Source organism: Glaciecola siphonariae (assembly GCF_042652645.1).
Taxonomy (GTDB): Bacteria; Pseudomonadota; Gammaproteobacteria; order Enterobacterales; family Alteromonadaceae; genus Glaciecola; species Glaciecola siphonariae.
Map to the genome: position 1 here is coordinate 753,863 of NZ_JBHSGU010000002.1, position 19,421 is coordinate 773,283.

General features: G+C 45.6%; 16 protein-coding genes and 3 tRNA genes. 7 read left to right on the forward strand and 12 right to left on the reverse strand.

Annotation, left to right across the window (positions count from 1 at the left end):
* Positions 1-158: 158 nt before the first annotated feature.
* The 7 genes from ACFO4O_RS04870 to dnaQ form a co-directional block, all read right to left on the reverse strand.
* Positions 159-1,388: an FtsX-like permease family protein gene (locus tag ACFO4O_RS04870; protein ID WP_382406233.1), complete on the reverse strand. Its 1,230-nt coding sequence runs from the start codon at positions 1,386-1,388 to the stop codon at positions 159-161.
* Entirely contained in the window at positions 1,388-2,065 is a 678-nt protein-coding gene (gene lolD / locus ACFO4O_RS04875) for a lipoprotein-releasing ABC transporter ATP-binding protein LolD (protein WP_382406234.1), read from the reverse strand. The genes ACFO4O_RS04870 and lolD overlap by 1 nt, the downstream gene beginning before the upstream one ends.
* 101 nt (positions 2,066-2,166) lie before the next feature.
* A tRNA-Asp gene (locus ACFO4O_RS04880) sits at positions 2,167-2,243 on the reverse strand.
* A 22-nt stretch (positions 2,244-2,265) separates the two neighbouring features.
* A tRNA-Asp gene (locus ACFO4O_RS04885) sits at positions 2,266-2,342 on the reverse strand.
* Positions 2,343-2,372: 30 nt separating this feature from the next.
* Positions 2,373-2,449: transfer RNA gene (locus tag ACFO4O_RS04890), tRNA-Asp, on the reverse strand.
* A gap of 190 nt (positions 2,450-2,639) precedes the next feature.
* Positions 2,640-4,043 carry a TIGR03503 family protein gene (locus ACFO4O_RS04895; RefSeq protein ID WP_382406235.1) on the reverse strand — a complete coding sequence of 468 codons (1,404 nt, stop codon included), beginning with the start codon at positions 4,041-4,043 and terminating at the stop codon, positions 2,640-2,642.
* 19 nt (positions 4,044-4,062) lie between these two features.
* Entirely contained in the window at positions 4,063-4,773 is a 711-nt protein-coding gene (gene dnaQ / locus ACFO4O_RS04900; RefSeq protein ID WP_382406236.1) for a DNA polymerase III subunit epsilon, read from the reverse strand.
* 84 nt (positions 4,774-4,857) lie between these two features.
* Here dnaQ and rnhA point away from each other — a divergent pair, with 84 nt between their 5' ends.
* Together rnhA and ACFO4O_RS04910 are read left to right on the forward strand one after the other, a co-directional pair.
* Positions 4,858-5,328 (forward strand): ribonuclease HI, encoded by a 471-nt coding sequence (gene rnhA / locus ACFO4O_RS04905; protein ID WP_382406237.1) that lies wholly within the window; start codon positions 4,858-4,860, stop codon positions 5,326-5,328.
* Positions 5,325-6,584, forward strand: coding sequence for a class I SAM-dependent rRNA methyltransferase (locus tag ACFO4O_RS04910; RefSeq protein WP_382406238.1), 1,260 nt, complete (start codon positions 5,325-5,327; stop codon positions 6,582-6,584). The genes rnhA and ACFO4O_RS04910 overlap by 4 nt, the downstream gene beginning before the upstream one ends.
* Positions 6,585-6,636: 52 nt before the next feature.
* On the opposite strand, the gene ACFO4O_RS04915 is transcribed toward ACFO4O_RS04910, so the two are convergent.
* The 4 genes from ACFO4O_RS04915 to ACFO4O_RS04930 all read right to left on the reverse strand — a co-directional run bounded on the left by ACFO4O_RS04915 (position 6,637) and on the right by ACFO4O_RS04930 (position 12,482).
* Positions 6,637-6,939, reverse strand: coding sequence for a PilZ domain-containing protein (locus ACFO4O_RS04915; protein ID WP_382406239.1), 303 nt, complete (start codon positions 6,937-6,939; stop codon positions 6,637-6,639).
* 79 nt (positions 6,940-7,018) lie between these two features.
* A complete protein-coding gene (gene hrpA / locus ACFO4O_RS04920; RefSeq protein ID WP_382406240.1) occupies positions 7,019-10,909 on the reverse strand; it encodes an ATP-dependent RNA helicase HrpA in 3,891 nt (1,296 codons plus the stop codon).
* 57 nt (positions 10,910-10,966) lie between these two features.
* Positions 10,967-11,974, reverse strand: coding sequence for an isoaspartyl peptidase/L-asparaginase family protein (locus ACFO4O_RS04925; protein ID WP_382408235.1), 1,008 nt, complete (start codon positions 11,972-11,974; stop codon positions 10,967-10,969).
* 256 nt (positions 11,975-12,230) lie between these two features.
* Positions 12,231-12,482, reverse strand: coding sequence for a hypothetical protein (locus tag ACFO4O_RS04930; RefSeq protein WP_382406241.1), 252 nt, complete (start codon positions 12,480-12,482; stop codon positions 12,231-12,233).
* Positions 12,483-12,890: 408 nt separating this feature from the next.
* Between ACFO4O_RS04930 and sbcB the strand changes: the two genes are divergently transcribed.
* From sbcB to ACFO4O_RS04945, 3 genes are all read left to right on the forward strand, one after another.
* Positions 12,891-14,309, forward strand: coding sequence for an exodeoxyribonuclease I (gene sbcB / locus ACFO4O_RS04935; RefSeq protein WP_382406242.1), 1,419 nt, complete (start codon positions 12,891-12,893; stop codon positions 14,307-14,309).
* A gap of 26 nt (positions 14,310-14,335) precedes the next feature.
* Entirely contained in the window at positions 14,336-15,982 is a 1,647-nt protein-coding gene (locus tag ACFO4O_RS04940) for a DUF342 domain-containing protein (RefSeq protein WP_382406243.1), read from the forward strand.
* Between the two features lie 94 nt (positions 15,983-16,076).
* Positions 16,077-16,223 carry a hypothetical protein gene (locus tag ACFO4O_RS04945; RefSeq protein WP_382406244.1) on the forward strand — a complete coding sequence of 49 codons (147 nt, stop codon included), beginning with the start codon at positions 16,077-16,079 and terminating at the stop codon, positions 16,221-16,223.
* A 78-nt stretch (positions 16,224-16,301) separates the two neighbouring features.
* On the opposite strand, the gene ACFO4O_RS04950 is transcribed toward ACFO4O_RS04945, so the two are convergent.
* Positions 16,302-17,474, reverse strand: a complete 1,173-nt coding sequence (locus ACFO4O_RS04950) for a thiolase family protein (protein WP_382406245.1) — start codon at positions 17,472-17,474, stop codon at positions 16,302-16,304.
* Positions 17,475-17,725: 251 nt separating this feature from the next.
* Here ACFO4O_RS04950 and ACFO4O_RS04955 point away from each other — a divergent pair, with 251 nt between their 5' ends.
* A complete protein-coding gene (locus tag ACFO4O_RS04955) occupies positions 17,726-18,121 on the forward strand; it encodes a MerR family transcriptional regulator (RefSeq protein ID WP_382406246.1) in 396 nt (131 codons plus the stop codon).
* Entirely contained in the window at positions 18,121-19,290 is a 1,170-nt protein-coding gene (locus ACFO4O_RS04960) for an isovaleryl-CoA dehydrogenase (RefSeq protein WP_382408237.1), read from the forward strand. The genes ACFO4O_RS04955 and ACFO4O_RS04960 overlap by 1 nt, the downstream gene beginning before the upstream one ends.
* Positions 19,291-19,421: the final 131 nt, after the last annotated feature.

Here is a 19,421-nt window from a genome sequence, read left to right on the forward strand (position 1 = left end):
TGCGCCTTTGATGTGTGTTTTGTAAGGTGCTGTTTTGTGAATTGCGGTATAGTTGTGTGCAGTGCAGTGCAGTGATGCGCTAATTTAATAGCAAAAGCGCTAAGAGTTAAAAGTTAAGAATTAAGAGCATAAAGCCTATGGCTTATCAAAGTATAAACTTAATGAAGATGTTCGCCGGGCAGCACAGCGCCAGCTTTAGCGGAAGGATAAAGCGTCGCCAAGACGCTTATAACCACCGCTAAGCTATACGTTATCGCCACGTCTGTTAGCATTAGCTCAGACGGAATACTGCTGGTGAAATAAACACCGGCATCAAGCAACTCAACAGACAGCACATCTTCGATAAAGTCTATAATTTGCGGCAAATAAGCGCCTAACACACAACCTATGATGCTGCCCAAGGTAGCACCGAATAAACCGCTGTATAAACCTTTAGTAATGAAAATTCGTTTTATTTGAGACTGGCTTGCACCCATTGTTTTTAAAATGGCGATTTCACGGCTTTTCTCTCTTACTGACATCACCAAAGACGACACAATGTTAAAGCTCGCAACGCATATCACCAAAACGAGCACAATATAGATAACCGTGCGGACCAGTTTTATATCTTGATACAGGTGTCCGTGCGTGCGTGTCCAATCTGACATATACACGGCTTGATTGAAATCCCACCCGTATTTTCTCACGATCTCATACGCGTCAAAGGGATCATGCATTTGCAGTTCAAGATGCGTCACTGCATCATCAAGATTTAACATGCTCGCTAGAGTGACGTGATTAGTAATGCCTATAAAGCTATCTATCTCGCCGCCAATGTTTACCTCCCCCACTACGGTCAACCACGTGGCCACTGAAGTCTGAAAAGATAAGTCCTCAGTTACCTTAGGTAGAAGTACTTGAACGCTGTCGCCTATATTCAACGACAAGGCCTGCATGATGCCCTTTCCTAACACTATGCTGTTTGATGTGTTGCTGAGGATTTGATAATCAAAATAGGCCGACAGTTTGTGTTGGTGATAGTCTTTATCAACACCTATGAGCTCTATCGATTTTATTTGCTTGCCTTTTTGCAGCAAGCCCGACGCTTTATTAAGGGCAAATACGTGCGCAATCTTTGCGTCCTTTCGCATGCGTTCAAGGTAGTTGGCATTAGGAGTTATGCCGCTAGGTGAGGCATTGATCAGTTCAGCGTGGGGCACGATGCTGAGCAAATTATCCCGTAGCTCCCTTTCAAACCCGTTCATAACCGAAAGCAGCAAAATAAGAGCGGCGCAACCTAAGCCCACACCAAAGGTGGAGGAACTAGAGACAAAAGAAATATAGCCGTCTTGCTGCTTAGACTGCTGAAATCGCCATGCAACAAAACGTATGAAGGAAGTAAACACCACTAAACTAGCGCCTCAAGTTTTCCTTTCTTCAAAAACAAGGTTCTATCCAGCTTCTGAGCGAGACTTTGATCGTGGGTAACAATTATAAATGCGGTGTTTAGCTCTTTGTTGATAGACTGAATTAGCTCAAAAATATGTTCAGAGTTATCGGCATCTAAATTGCCGGTAGGCTCATCAGCCATAATTATTTTGGGAGAATTAACAAGCGCACGCGCAATCGCTACTCGTTGCCGCTCTCCGCCTGAGAGCTGACTGGGTTTATGCGCTAGACGATGAGACAAACCTACGCGATGCAGTCCTTCTTTGGCTTTTGCCAAGGCTGTCCGCTTATCCATATCGCCAATGAGTAAAGGCATCGCCACATTTTCTTGCGCCGTAAATTCCGGCAATAAATGATGGAATTGATATACAAAGCCTAAATTTTTGTTTCTAAATGCGGCCTGTTTTTTTTGGTTCAGGCTATTTAAGCGAACATCTTCGAAGAAAATTTCACCCCTGTCGGGCGAATCTAAGGTGGCTAAAATATGTAGCAAGGTACTTTTACCCGACCCAGAGCTGCCTAATATTGCGAGCGTCTCCCCATCAAAAACATCAATACTCACGTCTTGAAGGATATTGACCTCAGATTCAGCATCTTTAAATGACTTAGATATAGATTCACAGCGGAGCAATGACACGGGGTAACATAACCAATTAGATAAAAGACGTCTTAGTTTACACTGAAGCGAGCGATTGCCCAATAGATTGCGTAAAAACGTGAGGAAAAACAATAAGGAAATGGCGGAGTGGACGGGACTCGAACCCGCGACCCCCGGCGTGACAGGCCGGTATTCTAACCAACTGAACTACCACTCCACATGGTAGATTAAACAAAAAATGGCGGAGTGGACGGGACTCGAACCCGCGACCCCCGGCGTGACAGGCCGGTATTCTAACCAACTGAACTACCACTCCGCATTTTCATGCTTAAAAGTCGTGTGTAAATGGCGGAGTGGACGGGACTCGAACCCGCGACCCCCGGCGTGACAGGCCGGTATTCTAACCAACTGAACTACCACTCCGCATCTATACACTGCCCCTGATAATTATGACCAAAGCTAGCCACCATCCTCAAGTGCGGCGCAGATAATACGGTGCGGGTACGCTATAGTCAACTGCTTTTTTGCCAACTTAAGACTGCCTGCCTATTTAACAAGCAAGCCAGGGTGAATATCTGTTTTGTTCTAAAAAACGATTGTTAAAATTCGCGCTTTATTCGGACGCTTCGCCCTTATCCGCTGGCGCCGCTTTTTTCAATCGTATGTTGCGAAGGCTTTTTATATTAAGTAAGGCTTTTAAAGCAAGATGCGAATCTGGATGTTTGCGTTTATCGGCAATCAAGTAAATCACCAAGGCACCTAACAGCAGCACAAACACGTTGACGGCGATAACAATGGGCAAAACACTCGGTGATTCGACCTTTTCAGGTAATTTAGCTGGCTCACGCTCTGCTACTTTAGCCTGCTGTGATGCGGTATCTTCTTGCACCGCAGGCTCAATAACGGGTTCTGATGTAACAAAACTATACTCAGGAACGCGGATTTTGAGCTCTCTGCCGCTGTGAGTTTTGGCAAAAGCCGTCATTTTAAATCGGTACATGCCATAGCCCGCGTTAACTAAACTAACTTCACGCTGATATTCACCTAAGTCGGTAATTGTAAATCGTTCTGCATCGCTTTGTGGCGTCCTCGCTACGCCGTCTATCAACAGACTGGCCGGGTCGATGTGCTCACTGTCTACCGAAATTTGGAGCGTATGAAAACCTTCCTCCCCTGCTGCGGCAACGTGCGTTACCACAATAGGATTAGGCAGTAGCAGAATATTTTCGCCAATCTGCTCGCGGCTAAAAAGTGGCGTACGCACACTTATTACCGGTTGCCATTCACCGTTACTAATATTTAAATCAAATTCTCCGGTGAAGGTGCCGTCTCCGGGAGTTTCATCAAGTCCTATACCGTCGTCATCAAAGCGCGCAATATTTTTTGTACCCAAGCCAAAATTTTCATGATCAGGGTGATTGGTACTCATAAAATCAATCGACAAGGACACTACGTCACGAAATTCTGCAAAGTTAACTCTTTCGCCTGCATTTTTTAGATAAGCGGTGTGTTTGATAGTTTCGCCCGAAAACACTGGCGAGGGAATGGCATCAGATTCAAGCACTAAATCGGCGATTACCATGACTTGACTGTTCGGCAGTATTTCGCCAAGGGCCTGCCACGGCCCTGCCATGGGTTTATCAAGCTCAATCATGTCGTAGGTATCTGACTCATACCAATGATAGCTGTCGTCATTTGGGTCGTTATCAAGAAACAACTTGCTGCCGTCGGGCTGCACAAGCACGACAGGTTTCGCCCCAAACTGCCTGAAAAAAACCAAGATGACCTTGTCGACATCCGAGTCAATTCTAAAGCGATTATTTAACAGTGAAATACTGTTTTGATAAGCGCTACCAATGGGTCGTATTTTTTCAACGACGCTTTTGGCATCGAGCTTTGTTACGTCTTCTTGGGCTGGCGTCTCACTCGCTGAGTCTGCTTGCTGAGCCTTTACTGTGCCTGCTGCACCCGCAAGAGCGACACAAAAACACGCCACAATCCACGCACGAGCCCACATTGGGCTATGCGCCATACCTTTAATGCAGCGATTTTCGCCAAATAACCTGCTCTGATTTCTTTTCAATGCCGTCTAAATACAATTGGTGCTTTGCTAATTCATCGGCATTAGCACGAATAACCTTTAGCTGAGGTTTGTTTGCTATTTTAATGATGGCTGTCTCGCCCGCTTCGTTGCCGCTTTCATCACCATGGGCAAGCTTCAAGGCGCCCTGACCGCCGGTCATGTAGAGATAAACGTCAGCAAGTATCTCACTATCTAATAATGCACCGTGAAAAGTACGGTGACTGTTATCAACAAAATACGCTCTACATAAGGCGTCTAGGCTGTTTTTCTTGCCTGGTCTAATCTTGCGAGCAAGCTCAAGGGTATCGAGAACAGTGCATATATCATTGGTAACAGGAAGATTGCGTCCAACTAGCTTAAACTCATGGTCCATAAATCCCACATCAAACGGTGCGTTATGTATAACAAGTTCAGCCCCTTTGATGTATTCAATGAATGAATCTGCAATATCAGCAAATTTGGGTTTATCCACCAAAAATTCATTGGTAATCCCGTGCACGTCAATAGCTTCTTGTTCAACCTCCCGCTGCGGGTTGATGTACACATGGAAATTGTTACCCGTGAGCTTGCGGTCAATCATCTCAACGCAGCCGATTTCAATGATGCGGTGACCATCTAGCGGATTAATCCCGGTGGTTTCTGTGTCTAGTACGATTTGTCGCATTAATTTTTCCTTTTTGCTGTGGGGTAAGTATACTGCGCCTCAATCTTGCTGAACACCGTTAGCAACAGGAAAACCGTTTTATATATGAAAAAAGTGACAATTTACACCGATGGCTCTTGCTTGGGAAATCCGGGACCTGGGGGTTATGGCGCGCTGTTAATATTCGGCGAACACCGCAAAACGCTCTCCCAAGGCTTTGTTCACACCACGAACAACCGCATGGAATTACTCGCACCTATCGAGGCATTGAACGCGCTAAGCGAACCCTGCGAGATAGATATTTATACCGATAGCCAATATGTAAAAAACGGCATTAATCAGTGGATAGCCTCATGGAAACGCAATAATTGGAAAACATCTGCAAAAAAGCCCGTTAAGAACGTCGATTTATGGCAACGCCTCGATGAGGCATGTAAGCGTCACACCATGCAGTGGCATTGGGTAAAAGGTCATTCAGGCCAAGTCGAAAATGAGTTAGTAGACGATTTGGCGCGCGCTGCGGCAGAATCGGGTGAGCATATAGTAGATGAAGGTTTTAGCGAGGGCATAAAATGAACCCCAGCGTGGTATTAAAAGCAAGTCGAGAAAAGTCACTACTGCGTCGCCATCCGTGGGTGTTTGAGGGCGCAATCGAAAAAGTCATCGGCAAGCCACACAGCGGTGCTACGGTTGACATACTTGATGCAAAAGGCGCGTGGCTTGCAAAAGGCGCGTTCTCTCCCGAGTCGCAGATACGCGTTAGAGTATGGAGTTTTCAACAAGACGAACCCATAGACGATGCCTTTTTTAAACGCAAAGTACAAAGTGCGCTGGCGCTGCGGGAGATGTGGCTAGAGCACACTATGCATTCTGCTCTATTCAATGCTGATAACACTTCTCACGATACTAAAGGCAGCACTGCAATCACGAATGCTTATCGTCTTGTGGCAGGAGAATCAGACGGTCTTCCGGGCATTACCATAGACAAGTATGATAATGTTTTGGTGATGCAGGTAGTAAGCGCAGGCGGTGAAAAACACAAGAAAAAACTAATTAACGCGCTTACAAGTTTATTTCCTGACCATGTTATTCATGAGCGCAGCGACGTTGAAGTGCGCAAAAAAGAAGGACTCGATCTTGTTGTACAGACTCATGTTGGTGACTTGCCAGATGCCGTTATCATTTACGAGCATGGCGTCAAAATTGAGGTAGACCTCATAGCAGGTCATAAAACGGGATTTTACCTAGACCAGCGCAAAAACCGGCAAATTGCAGGTAGTTTTTGCGCAGGAAAACGTGTTTTAAACTGTTTCAGCTATACCGGCACTTTCGCCCTTTATGCACTTGCAGGCGGCGCTGAAGAAGTAATCAATGCAGATGTATCGCAATCTGCTTTAGATACGTCTGCTAAAAACTTAGCGCTTAATTTCAATACTGAGCAGCAAGCAAAGGTCAAGCATGTTAAAGAGGATGTATTTGAGCTACTCAGACGCTACAAAGAAAAAGGTGAACGCTTTGACGTCATTGTAATGGACCCGCCAAAGTTTGTTGAAAACAAGCGGCATTTGGAGCGTGCTGCACGCGGATACAAAGATATCAACCGCATTGCATGCGAGCTTTTGAGCGATAATGGCGTGTTGCTTACATTCAGTTGCTCAGGATTAGTCAGCCAAGATTTGTTTAATAAAATAGTGGCTGATGCCGCGTTAGATGCCAATACACAGCTTAGCTATATACAAAAACTTGAGCAAGATAGCGACCACGTGATCGCCAGTAGTTTTCCGGAAGGCGCATATTTAAAAGGCTTGGTGTGTGTTAAACGCCAAGCCTAATCAAAATGTCTGCAATAATTAGCTACTAATGTTGTTAAGCGACCAAGGTCGCTTATTTCATCTCACTGATTTCTACGCCCACTAAACAGGTATTTTCACCCTCAGCGTCACAGCGTACCACTTTCGCTTTTGCTTCTAGCGATGGGATTTGGTCATTGTTTGAGTCAATCGTAATATCGAGTAAAGTGCCAAGCTCAATGCTTGGCATCTCAACTTCTAAAGACATACCCGTTGCGCTAATGTCGCGACAAACTGCTGCGAAAGGTGTAGCCGAAGGATTGTCTAGCAAAGAAACTTCGCAGGGTGAATTTACCATCATTCGGTAGAAATTCCGTTTATCGTCATAGCCCAACATAGTAATACCTCTTCAATTCAAAAATGTTGTTGTCACTTTATAGGGAGTTGTTCAGTCAGTGTCAACCGTTTATTGTGATTTAATATTCTGCGATTTTGTTCATGATACGCTTTAAAGAAATCGGATATTTTGTTCCAAGCTGTTGCGCGAACAACGACACCCTTAATTCCTCTATCATCCAGCGTATTTCCTCAATTTCATCGGTATTCTGATGTTTATTTTTGAAGTCAGATTTTAAGCTTGCAAAGGCCGCCTCCGCCTTATCAATTTCAATCTGATTTATACAATCGCGATTACTGTCTACCTTTAATTTTTCACTTCGATGCAGTAATGCTTTTAAATAACGGTTCCAATCAGCGAGTCGCTGTTCACCGACTTCATAAACAAAGCCTTTAAATACTAGGGTGCTTAAGTGCCCATGAATATGCTTTACGTTGTTTATCATATTCAATGGAATATTGCCTTTGGTCTGCTTGCTAATTTGATTGGCCACTGCCAAGCCCTGCTCCACCTGTTGAGCAATAAGCAAGGCTCTATCATTAATGTTGGCGCGCACCTTATCACAAAGCGCTTTAAAATTAGCTTGATCGCGCACCTCTTTTGCGGTGCCGTTCTCAGTCACAAGTGCGTCGATACTGGCCAGTATAATATCGTCTATCAGCGGCTTTATTTGACCAAAGGGGTTAAAATACAGGCTGAGCTTTGCCTTATTTGGCAGTTTCTCCTGCAAAAACTTAACGGGCGACGGCACGTTCATTTTTATCAATTCATACAAGCCGCGCTGATGCGCTTTGTCAGCAGTAGCCGGGTTGTCAATCAGAGCTAATTTCACTTTGTTACGTTCATATACCAAGGCCGGAAACGCTTTTACTTCATAACCTGCCTGTTTCTGCGTAAATTGCTCGGGCAAATCGCCAAAGTCCCACTGCGTAACATCATCACGCTCTAACTGGGGCGTTGCTACCTTTTCAATCGTACTTTTCAGCTCACTTTTCAGCGATGCTTTAAGGCTGTTTAATGACTTACCTGAACCAAGGTGTTTGCCGTTTGCGTCCTCAATAATGAAATTAAAACGAAGATGCGTTGGCAAACTTTCTGAGTCGAAGTCTTGCGGCTCTACTTTTATGCCCGACATTTTAAACAAACGCATCGACAGAGCGTCAGTGAGGCTTATGGGCGCATCGCTGTCTTGCACGGCAACCATTCCCTCTAGCGCCGCTTTTGCATAATCAGGTGCTGGCACAAAATTTCGCCTCAAACGCTTGGGCAAAGATTTTATTAACTGAGTCACGAGTTCTAAGCGCATCCCTGGCACCAAGTAATCAAAACCATGGTCATGCACTTGGTTTAACAAACCTAAGGGAATGTGGATCGCCACTCCGTCAAGAGTTTGGTGAGGCTCAAAATGATAGCTCAGAGGCAGGTGAAAGTTGCCCTGATGCCACGTATCTGGAAAGTCGCTAGCAGACACCTCATTTGGATCGCGCTTTAACAGCGCCTCATAACTGAATTTGAGTAAATCAGGCGATTTTCGCGCGGTGTTTTGCCACCATTTTTTAAAAGCCGCTTCGCTGTTGATGTCTTCCGGCACATGTTGAGCATAAAACTCACACAGCATGTCTTCGTCAATCAAAATATCGCGGCGGCGGGCCTTTTTTTCGAGCAATTCAACCTGTTCAACTTGCTGTTGATTGTAGCGCAAGAACTCATAATTAAGATTAGTCTGCCCCTGCACGAGCCCCTCTCGTATGAACATCTCCCGGCAAAGATGAGGGTCAACCTTGCTATACTGACATATTCGCCGTGTAACAATGGGTAAGCCAAACAAGGTAATCGTTTGGTACGCTAATACCGCGCCCCGTTTTTTACTCCAATGCGGTTCAGCGTAGCTATGTTTAGCAAGATGCTCACTTAAAGGCTCTAGCCATTTCACATCAATTTTTGCCACCGAGCGTGCAAATAATCGTGATGTTTCTACCAATTCGGATGCCATCAGCCACTTAGGCTGTGTTTTTGCCACGTTAGATCCAGGAAAAATCATAAACTGCGTATTACGACTTCCTAAGTATTGGCGGTTTGCATCTTTTAAGCCTAATTGCGACAGCAAGCCCACAGCGATGGCGGTGTGAATGGCTTGATAGTCTGCGGGGGTGCTATTGATACGAAGGTTCACCGAAACCAAGGACTGTTTGATTTGACTAACGATGTCTTGCCATTCTCGCATGCGCTGAAAATGAATAAAGTGTTGCTTACACCACTTTCTCAGTTGACTGTTACTAAGGGATTTTTGCTGGGTTTTAAAGGCTTCCCACAAATTGAGCAGACTTATAAAGTCTGAGTCTTTGTCGGCAAATTCACTGTGCGCTTGGTCTGCTTGCTGCTGTTTATCTTGAGGTCGCTCGCGTGGGTCTTGTACCGATAAACCTGAGGTGATCACAATCAGCTCATACACAGCGTCCACAACACCTGCGTGAATAATCATTCTTGCATAGCGTGGGTCGAGGGGCAGAGGCGACATTTGACGGCCGATTTTGGTTAGGCGTAACCGCCCTCGGTCTCGTTCTACGGCTTGTAGTTCTTCAAGGAGCTTTACGCCATCATTTATGTTTTTATCATCTGGCGCCTGCACAAAGGGGAAGCGATTTATTTCACCTAGCCCCAGAGCGAGCATCTGAATGATCACGCTCGATAGATGCGTACGCACAATTTCTGGGTCTGTAAATTCTGGTCGCGATTGATAGTCTTGTTCGGTGTATAGTCGAATACAAATACCGTCTGATACGCGCCCACAACGCCCCGCTCGTTGATTTGCGGATGCTTGCGAAATAGGTTCAATGGGCAGGCGTTGAATTTTGCTTCGCTGGGAATAACGCGATATTCTTGCCACGCCAGTATCGACCACGTACTTAATCCCCGGCACAGTCAATGAGGTTTCTGCTACATTGGTTGCCAATACAATTCGTCTGCCGCTATGAGAACTAAAAATACGATTTTGTTCACTGGCTGACAATCGAGCATAAAGCGGCACTATTTCTGTGTTGCGATATTGACGCCTCGCTAGGCTGTCTTGCGCATCTTTGATGTCGCGCTCGCCGCTCAGAAACACCAATATATCGCCAGATGATTCTCGCATCAATTCGTCTACGGCATCGCTTAGCATTTGAGCGCTGTCGCCCTCTTCCTTGTCGGTGCCTCCGTAGTCTACCGGGTCTTTGTATCGAATCTCTACCGGAAAAGTACGCCCGCTTACTTCGATAATTGGCGCATCATTAAAGTGTTTCGAAAAACGTTCAGGGTCGATGGTAGCCGATGTAATGATGAGTTTTAAATCAGGTCGTTTGGGCAACAGTTGCTTTAAATAGCCCAACAGAAAATCGATGTTCAGGCTGCGTTCATGCGCCTCATCAATAATAATGGTGTCGTATTGATTCAAGTAGCGGTCTTGCTGAATTTCAGCCAACAATATGCCGTCGGTCATGAGTTTTACTAGGCTTGTATCACCAACTTGGTCGCTAAAGCGCACTTTAAAGCCCACTGCTTGCCCAATTTCAGTGTCTAGTTCTTCAGCAATCCTGCTCGCAACACTTCGCGCAGCAAGGCGTCTAGGCTGCGTATGGCCGATGAATCCGGCCACTCCGCGCCCTAGCTCCAAGCACATCTTAGGAATTTGTGTCGTTTTTCCAGACCCGGTTTCCCCAGCAATAATGACTACCTGATGCTTATCAATCAGCGCTTTGATATCGTCTTTTTTCTGCGCAACCGGTAAATCAGGATAGTGAATACGAGGAAGAGCGGATGCTCTTTGCTCCCTGAGATGCGCAGATGCAGTAATATCATTGGTAAGTTGTGCTAACTTATCATGCTTTACTTGCTTATCTTTAACACGCTCAATGTCGTGCAAGCGGCGCTTAAAAGTGAATTGATGCTTTTGTAGACAGCGTTTTATCGCAATATCTAAATTCAATGACATGTTATCTATAGTCGTCCGCTTTAAAAATATACGTTGTGATGGTGCGATGCCCTAAAGCTACTCGTCTTTGTAGATAAGTACGGTTTTATTGCCGTTTGTATCAATACTGCCTCTGTACATGCCCTCTGAATTAAACGGCATGGCGATGTTGCCTGCGGCATCAATGGCAATCACGCCGCCGTCACCACCGGCTGGCAGTAGTACGCCATGAATAACCGTGTTGGCAGCAGTTTCTAAACTTAGCCCTTGGTATTTCATGCGGGCACAGATATCTGCCGCCACATTGTAGCGAATAAAATATTCACCATGGCCGGTCGCCGATACCGCGCACGAACGGTTGTCTGCGTAAGTACCTGCGCCAATGATCGGAGAATCACCAACACGACCATACCGTTTGGCTGTCATGCCGCCGGTGGAGGTTCCGGCGGCGATGTTTCCGTTAGCATCAAGCACCACTACGCCCACAGTACCGAACTTAAAATCGTTAAATTCAGCATTATCTAAAAAAGCATTTTTGTTCTCATTTTCATCAATGCGTTTTTTGGCGCGTTGAAGCGCCTCTAGTCTGCGCTGGGTATTAAACACTGAGTTATCGACCGGTACTAGTCCCTGCTCATCCGCAAACTGTTCTGCTCCCTTTCCAGATAGCATCACGTGTACTGAATTCTCGAGCACTAAGCGCGCCGCTTTTATTGGATTTTTAACATTAGTGACGCTTGATATTGCGCCAGCCTGTAGCGTATCTCCACGCATCACTGATGCGTCGAGTTCGTGCATGCCATCATAGGTGTAAACAGCCCCGATACCTGCATTGAACAAAGGAGAGTCTTCTAAATACACGATGGCGGCTTCAATCGCATCTAAACCATCATTGCCTGCTTTCAACTGCGCATAACCTAAGTCGAGCGCAGCAGAAATAGCATTTTTATAAGCAGCCTCTTGTTCTTCGGTTAAATTCGCGCGAGTGATTGTGCCTGCGCCGCCATGGATGGCAATCGCAATTTTATTTTGAACGTTGGTTTGTGCCACAGCCATCGTTGTTAAGCTAGATGCTGCCAAACACATCAGCCCAAGCAGATAACACGGGCGGTAAATATGGGTGTAAAAAGAGCGAGACCGAAGAGCATTTGAAGACGTGCGACTTATAAACATACCGATTTATCCTGTTAAAATTACGATGACTGACGCTATGTCTGCCCACTGAAAAAAACACACAAGCGGGCTTAGCCATATCATTGTTGGATACAGTATGTTGAATCGTTAAAAATGTCTAGGTTCGCCTATCCCTTCTGATAGCAAATCTCTTACAAAACTGTCGGTCTTATCGACGCGATGCAATCGCTTGCCACTTACCTAGCTCTAACTGCGGAGCAACCGAAGACAAAACGTGATGCTTAAAAGCGTCGAAGTCGTTGAACTCAAAATCGTTTCGGATACTGAGTTCATTATAGATTAAACGCAGTTTGCGCATTGAAAAAAACGGGACTACTTGTGCGTAGCCATGTGTAAATGTGGGATGAGGTGAGGTGTACGCATGCAATAACGCCGCTTCACCGTGATTAGATTCTCTCATAAGGACCTTTCCTTACTCGTCAAACACAGTACAAGCTTATCGCTTATATGCAGCTTAGATTTAGCATTAGAAGTTATAAAAACTCTGTTTTATATACTATAAATGAAGTTGATTTTTTCAATGCCAAGCCGCGTTTTGACTGCGGCTTTGCGTCAATCTTTTGACTAAGGTGCGATTGAATAATTTAGTCTAAAAACCAGCGTTTGAGGGGCAAATGGGAATAAATTGTGAAAACAATCTCTTAGCCATTATCGATTTTGCAGGTCTTTGTTTCAAATAACATTCTTTGATTTAAGGGCAGAGTCAAAAATTAAGCATTGATTGCGCTCTTGGCGCTCTATACACTTGCGCGTAACAAATATAACGTCTAGGCAACGACTCGCGCTTACACATTGGTCAAGGAATACTATGGCTGCAAGCATTTTATGGCATGATTATGAAACTTGGGGAGTCAATCCGAAGCACGATTTTCCGGTGCAGTTTGCTGCCATCCGCACCGATCTTGATTTGAACGTAATAGATAAGCCCATCAATTATTTCTGTCAAATACCGAATGACTATCTTCCCCACCCTCAAGCCTGCTTGGTTACCGGTATTACGCCGCAACAAAGCCTCAGAGACGGTTTTATTGAATGTGAGTTTGCCAGCAAAGTGCTGCAGCATATTAAACATCCCGAAACTTGCACAGCTGGTTATAACAGCATCAAGTTTGATGAAGAGGTCACCCGAAATTTACTCTATCGTAATTTTTACTCTGTGTATGAACGTGAGTATGAAAATGGCAACTCTCGTTGGGACATTATTGATTTAGTTCGGGCAGCCTATGCACTCAGACCTGAGGGCATAAACTGGTCTTATTACGAAAATGGTAAACCTTGCTTTAAACTTGAAGTGCTGAGTCAGGAAAACGGCTTAGAGCATGAGTCTGCCCATGATGCACTAAGCGACGTCTACGCAACTATTGCTGTAGCAAAGTTAATCAAACAAAAACAACCCAAACTGTATGATTACTACTGGCAGTTAAGAGACAAACGCAAAGTGCTTGCAGAAATTGACGTGGTCAATCAAACACCCTTTTTACACATTTCAGGCTATATCAACAGCATACATGGTTGCTGCGCTTGGCTGATGCCTATATGTCAGCACCCGGTCAACAAGAACGTCATCATTGCAGTAAACTTGGCAAAAGATATTGATGGCTTGGCTTCATTGTCACTTGATGACTTAGATGATGACGGTTTTATTGAGCAACTTTACCAAAACAAACAGTTGCCATTGATGCAAATATCTATCAACAAAGTGCCGTTTGTCGCCCACGCTAAAACACTCACCGAAGAGAATGCCAATCGTTTGAACATTGACCGCGAAGGGTGCTTGGCAAATTATCGCCGCCTAAAACAAATGAGCGACCTTGCTGCAAAATGTGAACGTCTGAGTCAACGCAGCTTTGCAGACTCAAGCGATTTAGATATAGATGCCCAACTCTATACTAGAGAATTCCCAAGTCCTGCCGATAAGCAGTTGATGAACCAAATACGAGACACTGATCCAGAAGCACTCAGTAGCTTGTATCAACAGCTAGAAAGCTCCCTATACAAGCGGCAGCTTTTTCGTTATTTAGGTCGTAACTTTCCTGATTTAATGAACGAACAGCAGTTGAATAATTGGCAAATGCATCGAAGAGAACGATTTGTTCACGGTGCGAGCGGTTATTTATCAATGGCGTCTTATCAACAGCAAATTGAGATGCTAGTGCAACAACACGCTCAAGATACAAAGAAAATGGCGCTGTTGAAGCAACTTGAGCTATACGCGAGCGGCCTGTAACGAAAAGATAGGAATACGACAAAGCGATGAGCGGCATTAGTTTTTTTACAAAGGCAGATACCAACGAGCTGATAGCAAGCATCGATCCCTTGTTATGGGAGGGCGTATGTAGCGAAGAGATCATTGCTGCCCATGCAAGAGAAGCAGGCTATACAGGCTATGCGTTTAATGCCGGTGAAATCGTACACCTTTCAAAGGTCATTATTGATGCTAAGAACAGCGGCAATATGGACGTCATCGAACATAGCGTTGCGGTGGAGCCTGAATCTAGTGCTACCATCAGCTTAGCAACCGACCAAATGTCTGCCAGCCTGACTGTTGTCGCAAATCCCGACGCCCCCCAGGCTACTTATCAAGAAATTAAAGCGCTGCTGCATCGCAAAGGAATTGTTCGCGGCATCAGCAAAAAACGCATTCAACATTTGCTCAACAGTGCACTTGAAGGTGACGCTGGAAAAGAATATACCGACGTCATCGCCATTGGGCTTCCGCCCAGAGACGGCAAACCCTCTCGCGTTGTCCCCTTAGTACCCAACGCACTTGACCGTATACTGCGCCCGCAAGAATCAGGGGACGACAAGGTAGATATGCGTAATTTAGGCGACGTGCTTTGCGTGAGCGCAAATAAACCGGTCGCAAAACGAATATCTCCCTCAAAAGGTCGTATTGGTTACACAGTAACCAATAAACCCCTCAGCCCCAATAAGGGTGAATGGCAAGAAGTAAAACTGGGCAATAACACGCAACTTGCAGAGCACGACGAAAACCTAATATTGTCATCACTTGCAGGTCAGCCTAAGTTTGAAAATAATGTCATGACCATTGACGATACTTTTGTGACCAAAGGCGTGAATGTCGGAACAGGTAATGTCAACTATGAAGGCGCGGTAATTGTTAACGGCGATGTTACCGAAAACATGCAAATCATTGCTCAGGGTGACGTTACGATTAACGGCTTTGTGGAATCAGCCTACATCAAAGCTGGCGGCGACATCATTATTACCCAAGGCGCTACAGGCAAAATGAACGATGAAGACTGTCGCCTGATTGCCGATGGCAGCGTATTTATTCAACACGGACAAGGCTTGGACGTTAGCACCGGTAAAGACCTGAACGTTAAACGGCAGCTCGCCTACTCGCGCGTATTATGCAAAGGTCATTTATACGTTGGCGACCCCGACAATCCAACGGGCAATCTTTTTGCCAGTAAAATCACCGCCTATAACAGTGTGCGTGCAGGGAGTGTGGGGGCAGTTTCTGGCAGCTCACTAGAAATTGATTATTCTGATGCATACAACGGCCTAATTAAGCGTTTAGACGCTATTTCAGAGCTTTTAGATGGTTTAGCGTCGGTCAATGCCGACCATGAGATTAAACTCAGCAAAATGAACGCAAAAGAGTTTCCAAAATACTTGCACAAAAAGCTACGCAAACTTGATAAAACCATCGGCAAAGAGCGCTCATTGCTGACGTGGCTTCGCAAAGTACAAGGCGATTTGGAGCAAGCCAAAAAAGACTTTGAAAATAATGCACGCGTTATTGCCAACAAAGAGCTCTTTCCGGGGGTTGTGGTGAGGCTAAATAAGCGTATTTTCCGCCAACAAAAAGAAACCATGAAATCACGCATTGTGCTGGTAGGCGGGAACTGGGAATACCAACCCATCATCAAATAAGCCTTCATAATAGGTATGCTTGGACAGGTGCCGCGCATTAAAGAGTTAGAAGCACTTTACGAGCAGGGAGACTGCGTTTGAAAACGTCGAAATCATGGATGATTTCGCCGAGCGCCCATGGATGGGTTCACAGCGTTTTTCAAACGCAGTCTCCCTGCTCGTAGTTGCTATATCGATGCATTTAATGCGCGGCACCTGTCCAAGCATACTTGATACGATTTGGCGCTCAAATAATCCCTAGCGTATACGCAAAAAAAGCAGGCATCGCCTGCTTTTTTGCTGTAAATATTTGTTATGAGTAAGGCATTGAAACAAACGCTTAAAGCATCTCTACCGCCAATGCAGTGCCCTCACCGCCGCCAATACATAAAGCCGCGACGCCTTTGCTCAAACCTTTTTGCTTAAGCGCATGTAAAAGCGTTACCACAATTCGTGCACCTGATGCACCAATGGGGTGACCTAAAGCGCATGCACCGCCTTTGATATTGACCTTGCTAACATCCAGTCCAAGTTTATTTATGCCCAGCATTGTAACCATGGCAAAGGCTTCATTGATTTCATATAAATCCACGTCTGCGCTGTTCCATCCTGCCTTTTCAAGGACTTTTTCGACTGCACCAACCGGTGCCACCGTAAAATCTTCTGGTTTAATTGCGTTGGTAGCGTGGGCGACAACGCGTGCAAGTGGCGTCAGTCCAAGGGCTTTGGCCTTTGCTTCTGACATCACCAACAAGGCAGCGGCGCCGTCAGAAATTGAACTTGAATTGGCAGCCGTTACGGTTCCGTCTTTTTTAAAGGCTGGTCGTAAACTTGGTATTTTATCGATTTTTGCGTTGCCGGGGCCTTCATCGGTGTCAACGGTTACATCACCGCGCCGTGAACGGTAAGTCACCGGGACAATCTCATCTTTAAACGCACCTGAGGCAATAGCATCTTGTGCTTTTGTAAGCGAACCTACTGCAAATTCGTCCATCTGCTCTCGTGTAATGCCTTCGCTGTCTGCGGTGTCTTGAGCAAAACAGCCCATGGCTTTGCCGTCATACGCATTTTCAAGGCCGTCCATCATCATATGGTCAAATGTTTGGCCGTGCCCCATTCGGTAACCTGCCCGCGCTTTGCTCAGTAAATAAGGTGCGCTCGACATATTTTCCATTCCTCCAGCAACAACGGCTGAAGCGCTACCGGCTTTAATCAAATCGTGAGCCATCATAATCGCCTTCATACCAGACCCGCACACTTTATTGATAGTGGTGGCACCTGTTGAAAGAGGCAAGTCAGCGCCTAAAGTAGCTTGGCGAGCAGGTGCTTGACCAAGACCGGCGGGCAAAACACAGCCCATTATCACCTCGTCTATCGCGTCGTTGGGCACGCCTTCTACAGCCGCTTTTATCGCGGCCGCGCCAAGCACTGGCGAAGCGACATCACTCAATGCGCCCATAAATCCCCCCATGGGCGTGCGTTTTGCTGCAACAATAACAACCGAATCACTCATATTAAATTTTCCTGTAGGTTTAGTATCCTTTTGGGTCAGTGTACTACTATAACCAAAGCGTGCTTAGGTGGAACACTACTTTGGTGGTATTTGCGCAAATACTCAGCACAAACCACGCGACATTTATCACTGACGACGTTGAAATCTTTATAACGTGACGCAAAAAGCGTTTCACATTACGTTTACGTTAACTTGACTTTACGTAAACGTAAAGTGCATTATTAGCACATTGCAATCAATCAAGTAACATTATGGCTGACAATTCCACCTACACCATTGGTGAATTATCAAAAAGTTTTGATATCACCCCGCGCTCCATTCGCTTTTACGAAGAACAAGGTCTGCTTGAGCCGGTTCGTCAGGGGCAGTCACGGATTTACCACACTAAAGACAAAGTAAGGCTTAAACTTATTTTGCGCGGCAAACGATTGGGGTTTTCGCTCGCAGAAATTAGCAAATTGTTTGAACTGTACGATACTAATCCAAACTCTGCAGCACAATTGCAAACCATGTTACAACTTACTGAACAAAAACGAGCCGTGCTTTCACAGCAGCTTAACGACATTCAGATGCTAATGAATGAGTTAGACGATGTAGAGGCACGCTGTAAAGAAGAACTTAACGACTTAACAAGAGGTGTTGCATGATAAACGCGCCCTATCCTACGCTTAACTTCGGTCTTGGCGATGATATAGATATGCTCCGAGACCATGTGTATAACTTTGCACAAAATGAAATTGCGCCGCTGGCCGAAAAGTCGGACGAGAACAACGCCTTCCCAAATGAGCTTTGGCCGAAGCTCGGAGAAATGGGTTTGCTGGGGGTAACCGTCAGCGAAGAGTTTGGGGGCTCAGACATGGGCTATTTGGCACATACCGTGGCAATGGAAGAAATTAGCCGCGCAAGCGCGGGTATTGGCTTGAGCTATGGTGCGCACTCAAATCTCTGTGTTAACCAGTTACATAAAAATGGTAGCCAAGCGCAAAAAGAAAAGTATTTACCAAAACTGGTGTCGGGCGAGCACATTGGCGCACTCGCGATGAGCGAACCAAACGCCGGTTCTGACGTGGTAAGCATGAAGCTGCGCGCCGACAAAAAAGGCGATAGGTACATTTTAAACGGTAACAAAATGTGGATCACCAACGGCCCAGACGCCCACACCTTTATTATTTATGCTAAAACAGATGTAAACGGCGGCTCAAAAGGTATCACCGCGTTTATTGTTGAAAAAGACACTCCGGGATTTAGTCAAGCACAAAAGCTAGACAAACTTGGCATGCGTTCGTCAAACACTTGCGAGTTGGTGTTTGAAGACGCTGAGGTGCCCGCTGAGAATATTTTGGGTAATGAAGGCGGTGGCGTGCGCGTACTCATGAGTGGCTTGGACTATGAGCGATTGGTTCTTTCCGGCGGTCCGCTGGGCATTATGCAAGCGTGCATGGATGTGGTTGTTCCATATATCCACGACAGAACACAATTTGGCAAGTCGATTGGAGAGTTTCAATTGGTGCAAGGTAAAGTTGCCGACATGTATACGCAAATGAACGCTGCGCGTGCTTACGTTTATGCCGTTGCGCGCTCTTGCGACCGCGGTGAAACTACGCGAAAAGATGCTGCCGGAGCAATCCTGTATTCAGCCGAGCTTGCCACCAAAATGGCCCTAGACGCTATCCAGTTGCTTGGGGGTAACGGCTATATTAATGAATATTCAACAGGTCGTTTATTAAGAGATGCAAAGCTTTACGAAATAGGCGCCGGCACCTCTGAAATCAGACGTATGTTGATTGGTAGAGAATTGTTTAACGAATCGGCCTAGGCTCGATGTGTGACCTTGACTGCTGTCATGTGCACAGGTCAAGGTTTGATTTGCCAAAGTTCGATTGCCAGTTTTCGATTGCTAGGGAAACGGCTGCCAAGGTTTAGGTTGCGAAGGTTTAGGTTGCCAAG

Bases quoted from the DNA above. Each gene is read 5' to 3' on its own strand.
- ACFO4O_RS04895 (WP_382406235.1), bottom strand. From the start codon at position 4,043: ATGTGGGCTCGTGCGTGGATTGTGGCGTGTTTTTGTGTCGCTCTTGCG.
- dnaQ (WP_382406236.1), bottom strand. From the start codon at position 4,773: ATGCGACAAATCGTACTAGACACAGAAACCACCGGGATTAATCCGCTA.
- rnhA (WP_382406237.1), top strand. From the start codon at position 4,858: ATGAAAAAAGTGACAATTTACACCGATGGCTCTTGCTTGGGAAATCCG.
- ACFO4O_RS04910 (WP_382406238.1), top strand. From the start codon at position 5,325: ATGAACCCCAGCGTGGTATTAAAAGCAAGTCGAGAAAAGTCACTACTG.
- ACFO4O_RS04915 (WP_382406239.1), bottom strand. From the start codon at position 6,939: ATGTTGGGCTATGACGATAAACGGAATTTCTACCGAATGATGGTAAAT.
- hrpA (WP_382406240.1), bottom strand. From the start codon at position 10,909: ATGTCATTGAATTTAGATATTGCGATAAAACGCTGTCTACAAAAGCAT.
- ACFO4O_RS04925 (WP_382408235.1), bottom strand. From the start codon at position 11,974: ATGTGTTTGGCAGCATCTAGCTTAACAACGATGGCTGTGGCACAAACC.
- ACFO4O_RS04930 (WP_382406241.1), bottom strand. From the start codon at position 12,482: ATGAGAGAATCTAATCACGGTGAAGCGGCGTTATTGCATGCGTACACC.
- sbcB (WP_382406242.1), top strand. From the start codon at position 12,891: ATGGCTGCAAGCATTTTATGGCATGATTATGAAACTTGGGGAGTCAAT.
- ACFO4O_RS04940 (WP_382406243.1), top strand. From the start codon at position 14,336: ATGAGCGGCATTAGTTTTTTTACAAAGGCAGATACCAACGAGCTGATA.
- ACFO4O_RS04945 (WP_382406244.1), top strand. From the start codon at position 16,077: ATGGATGATTTCGCCGAGCGCCCATGGATGGGTTCACAGCGTTTTTCA.
- ACFO4O_RS04950 (WP_382406245.1), bottom strand. From the start codon at position 17,474: ATGAGTGATTCGGTTGTTATTGTTGCAGCAAAACGCACGCCCATGGGG.
- ACFO4O_RS04955 (WP_382406246.1), top strand. From the start codon at position 17,726: ATGGCTGACAATTCCACCTACACCATTGGTGAATTATCAAAAAGTTTT.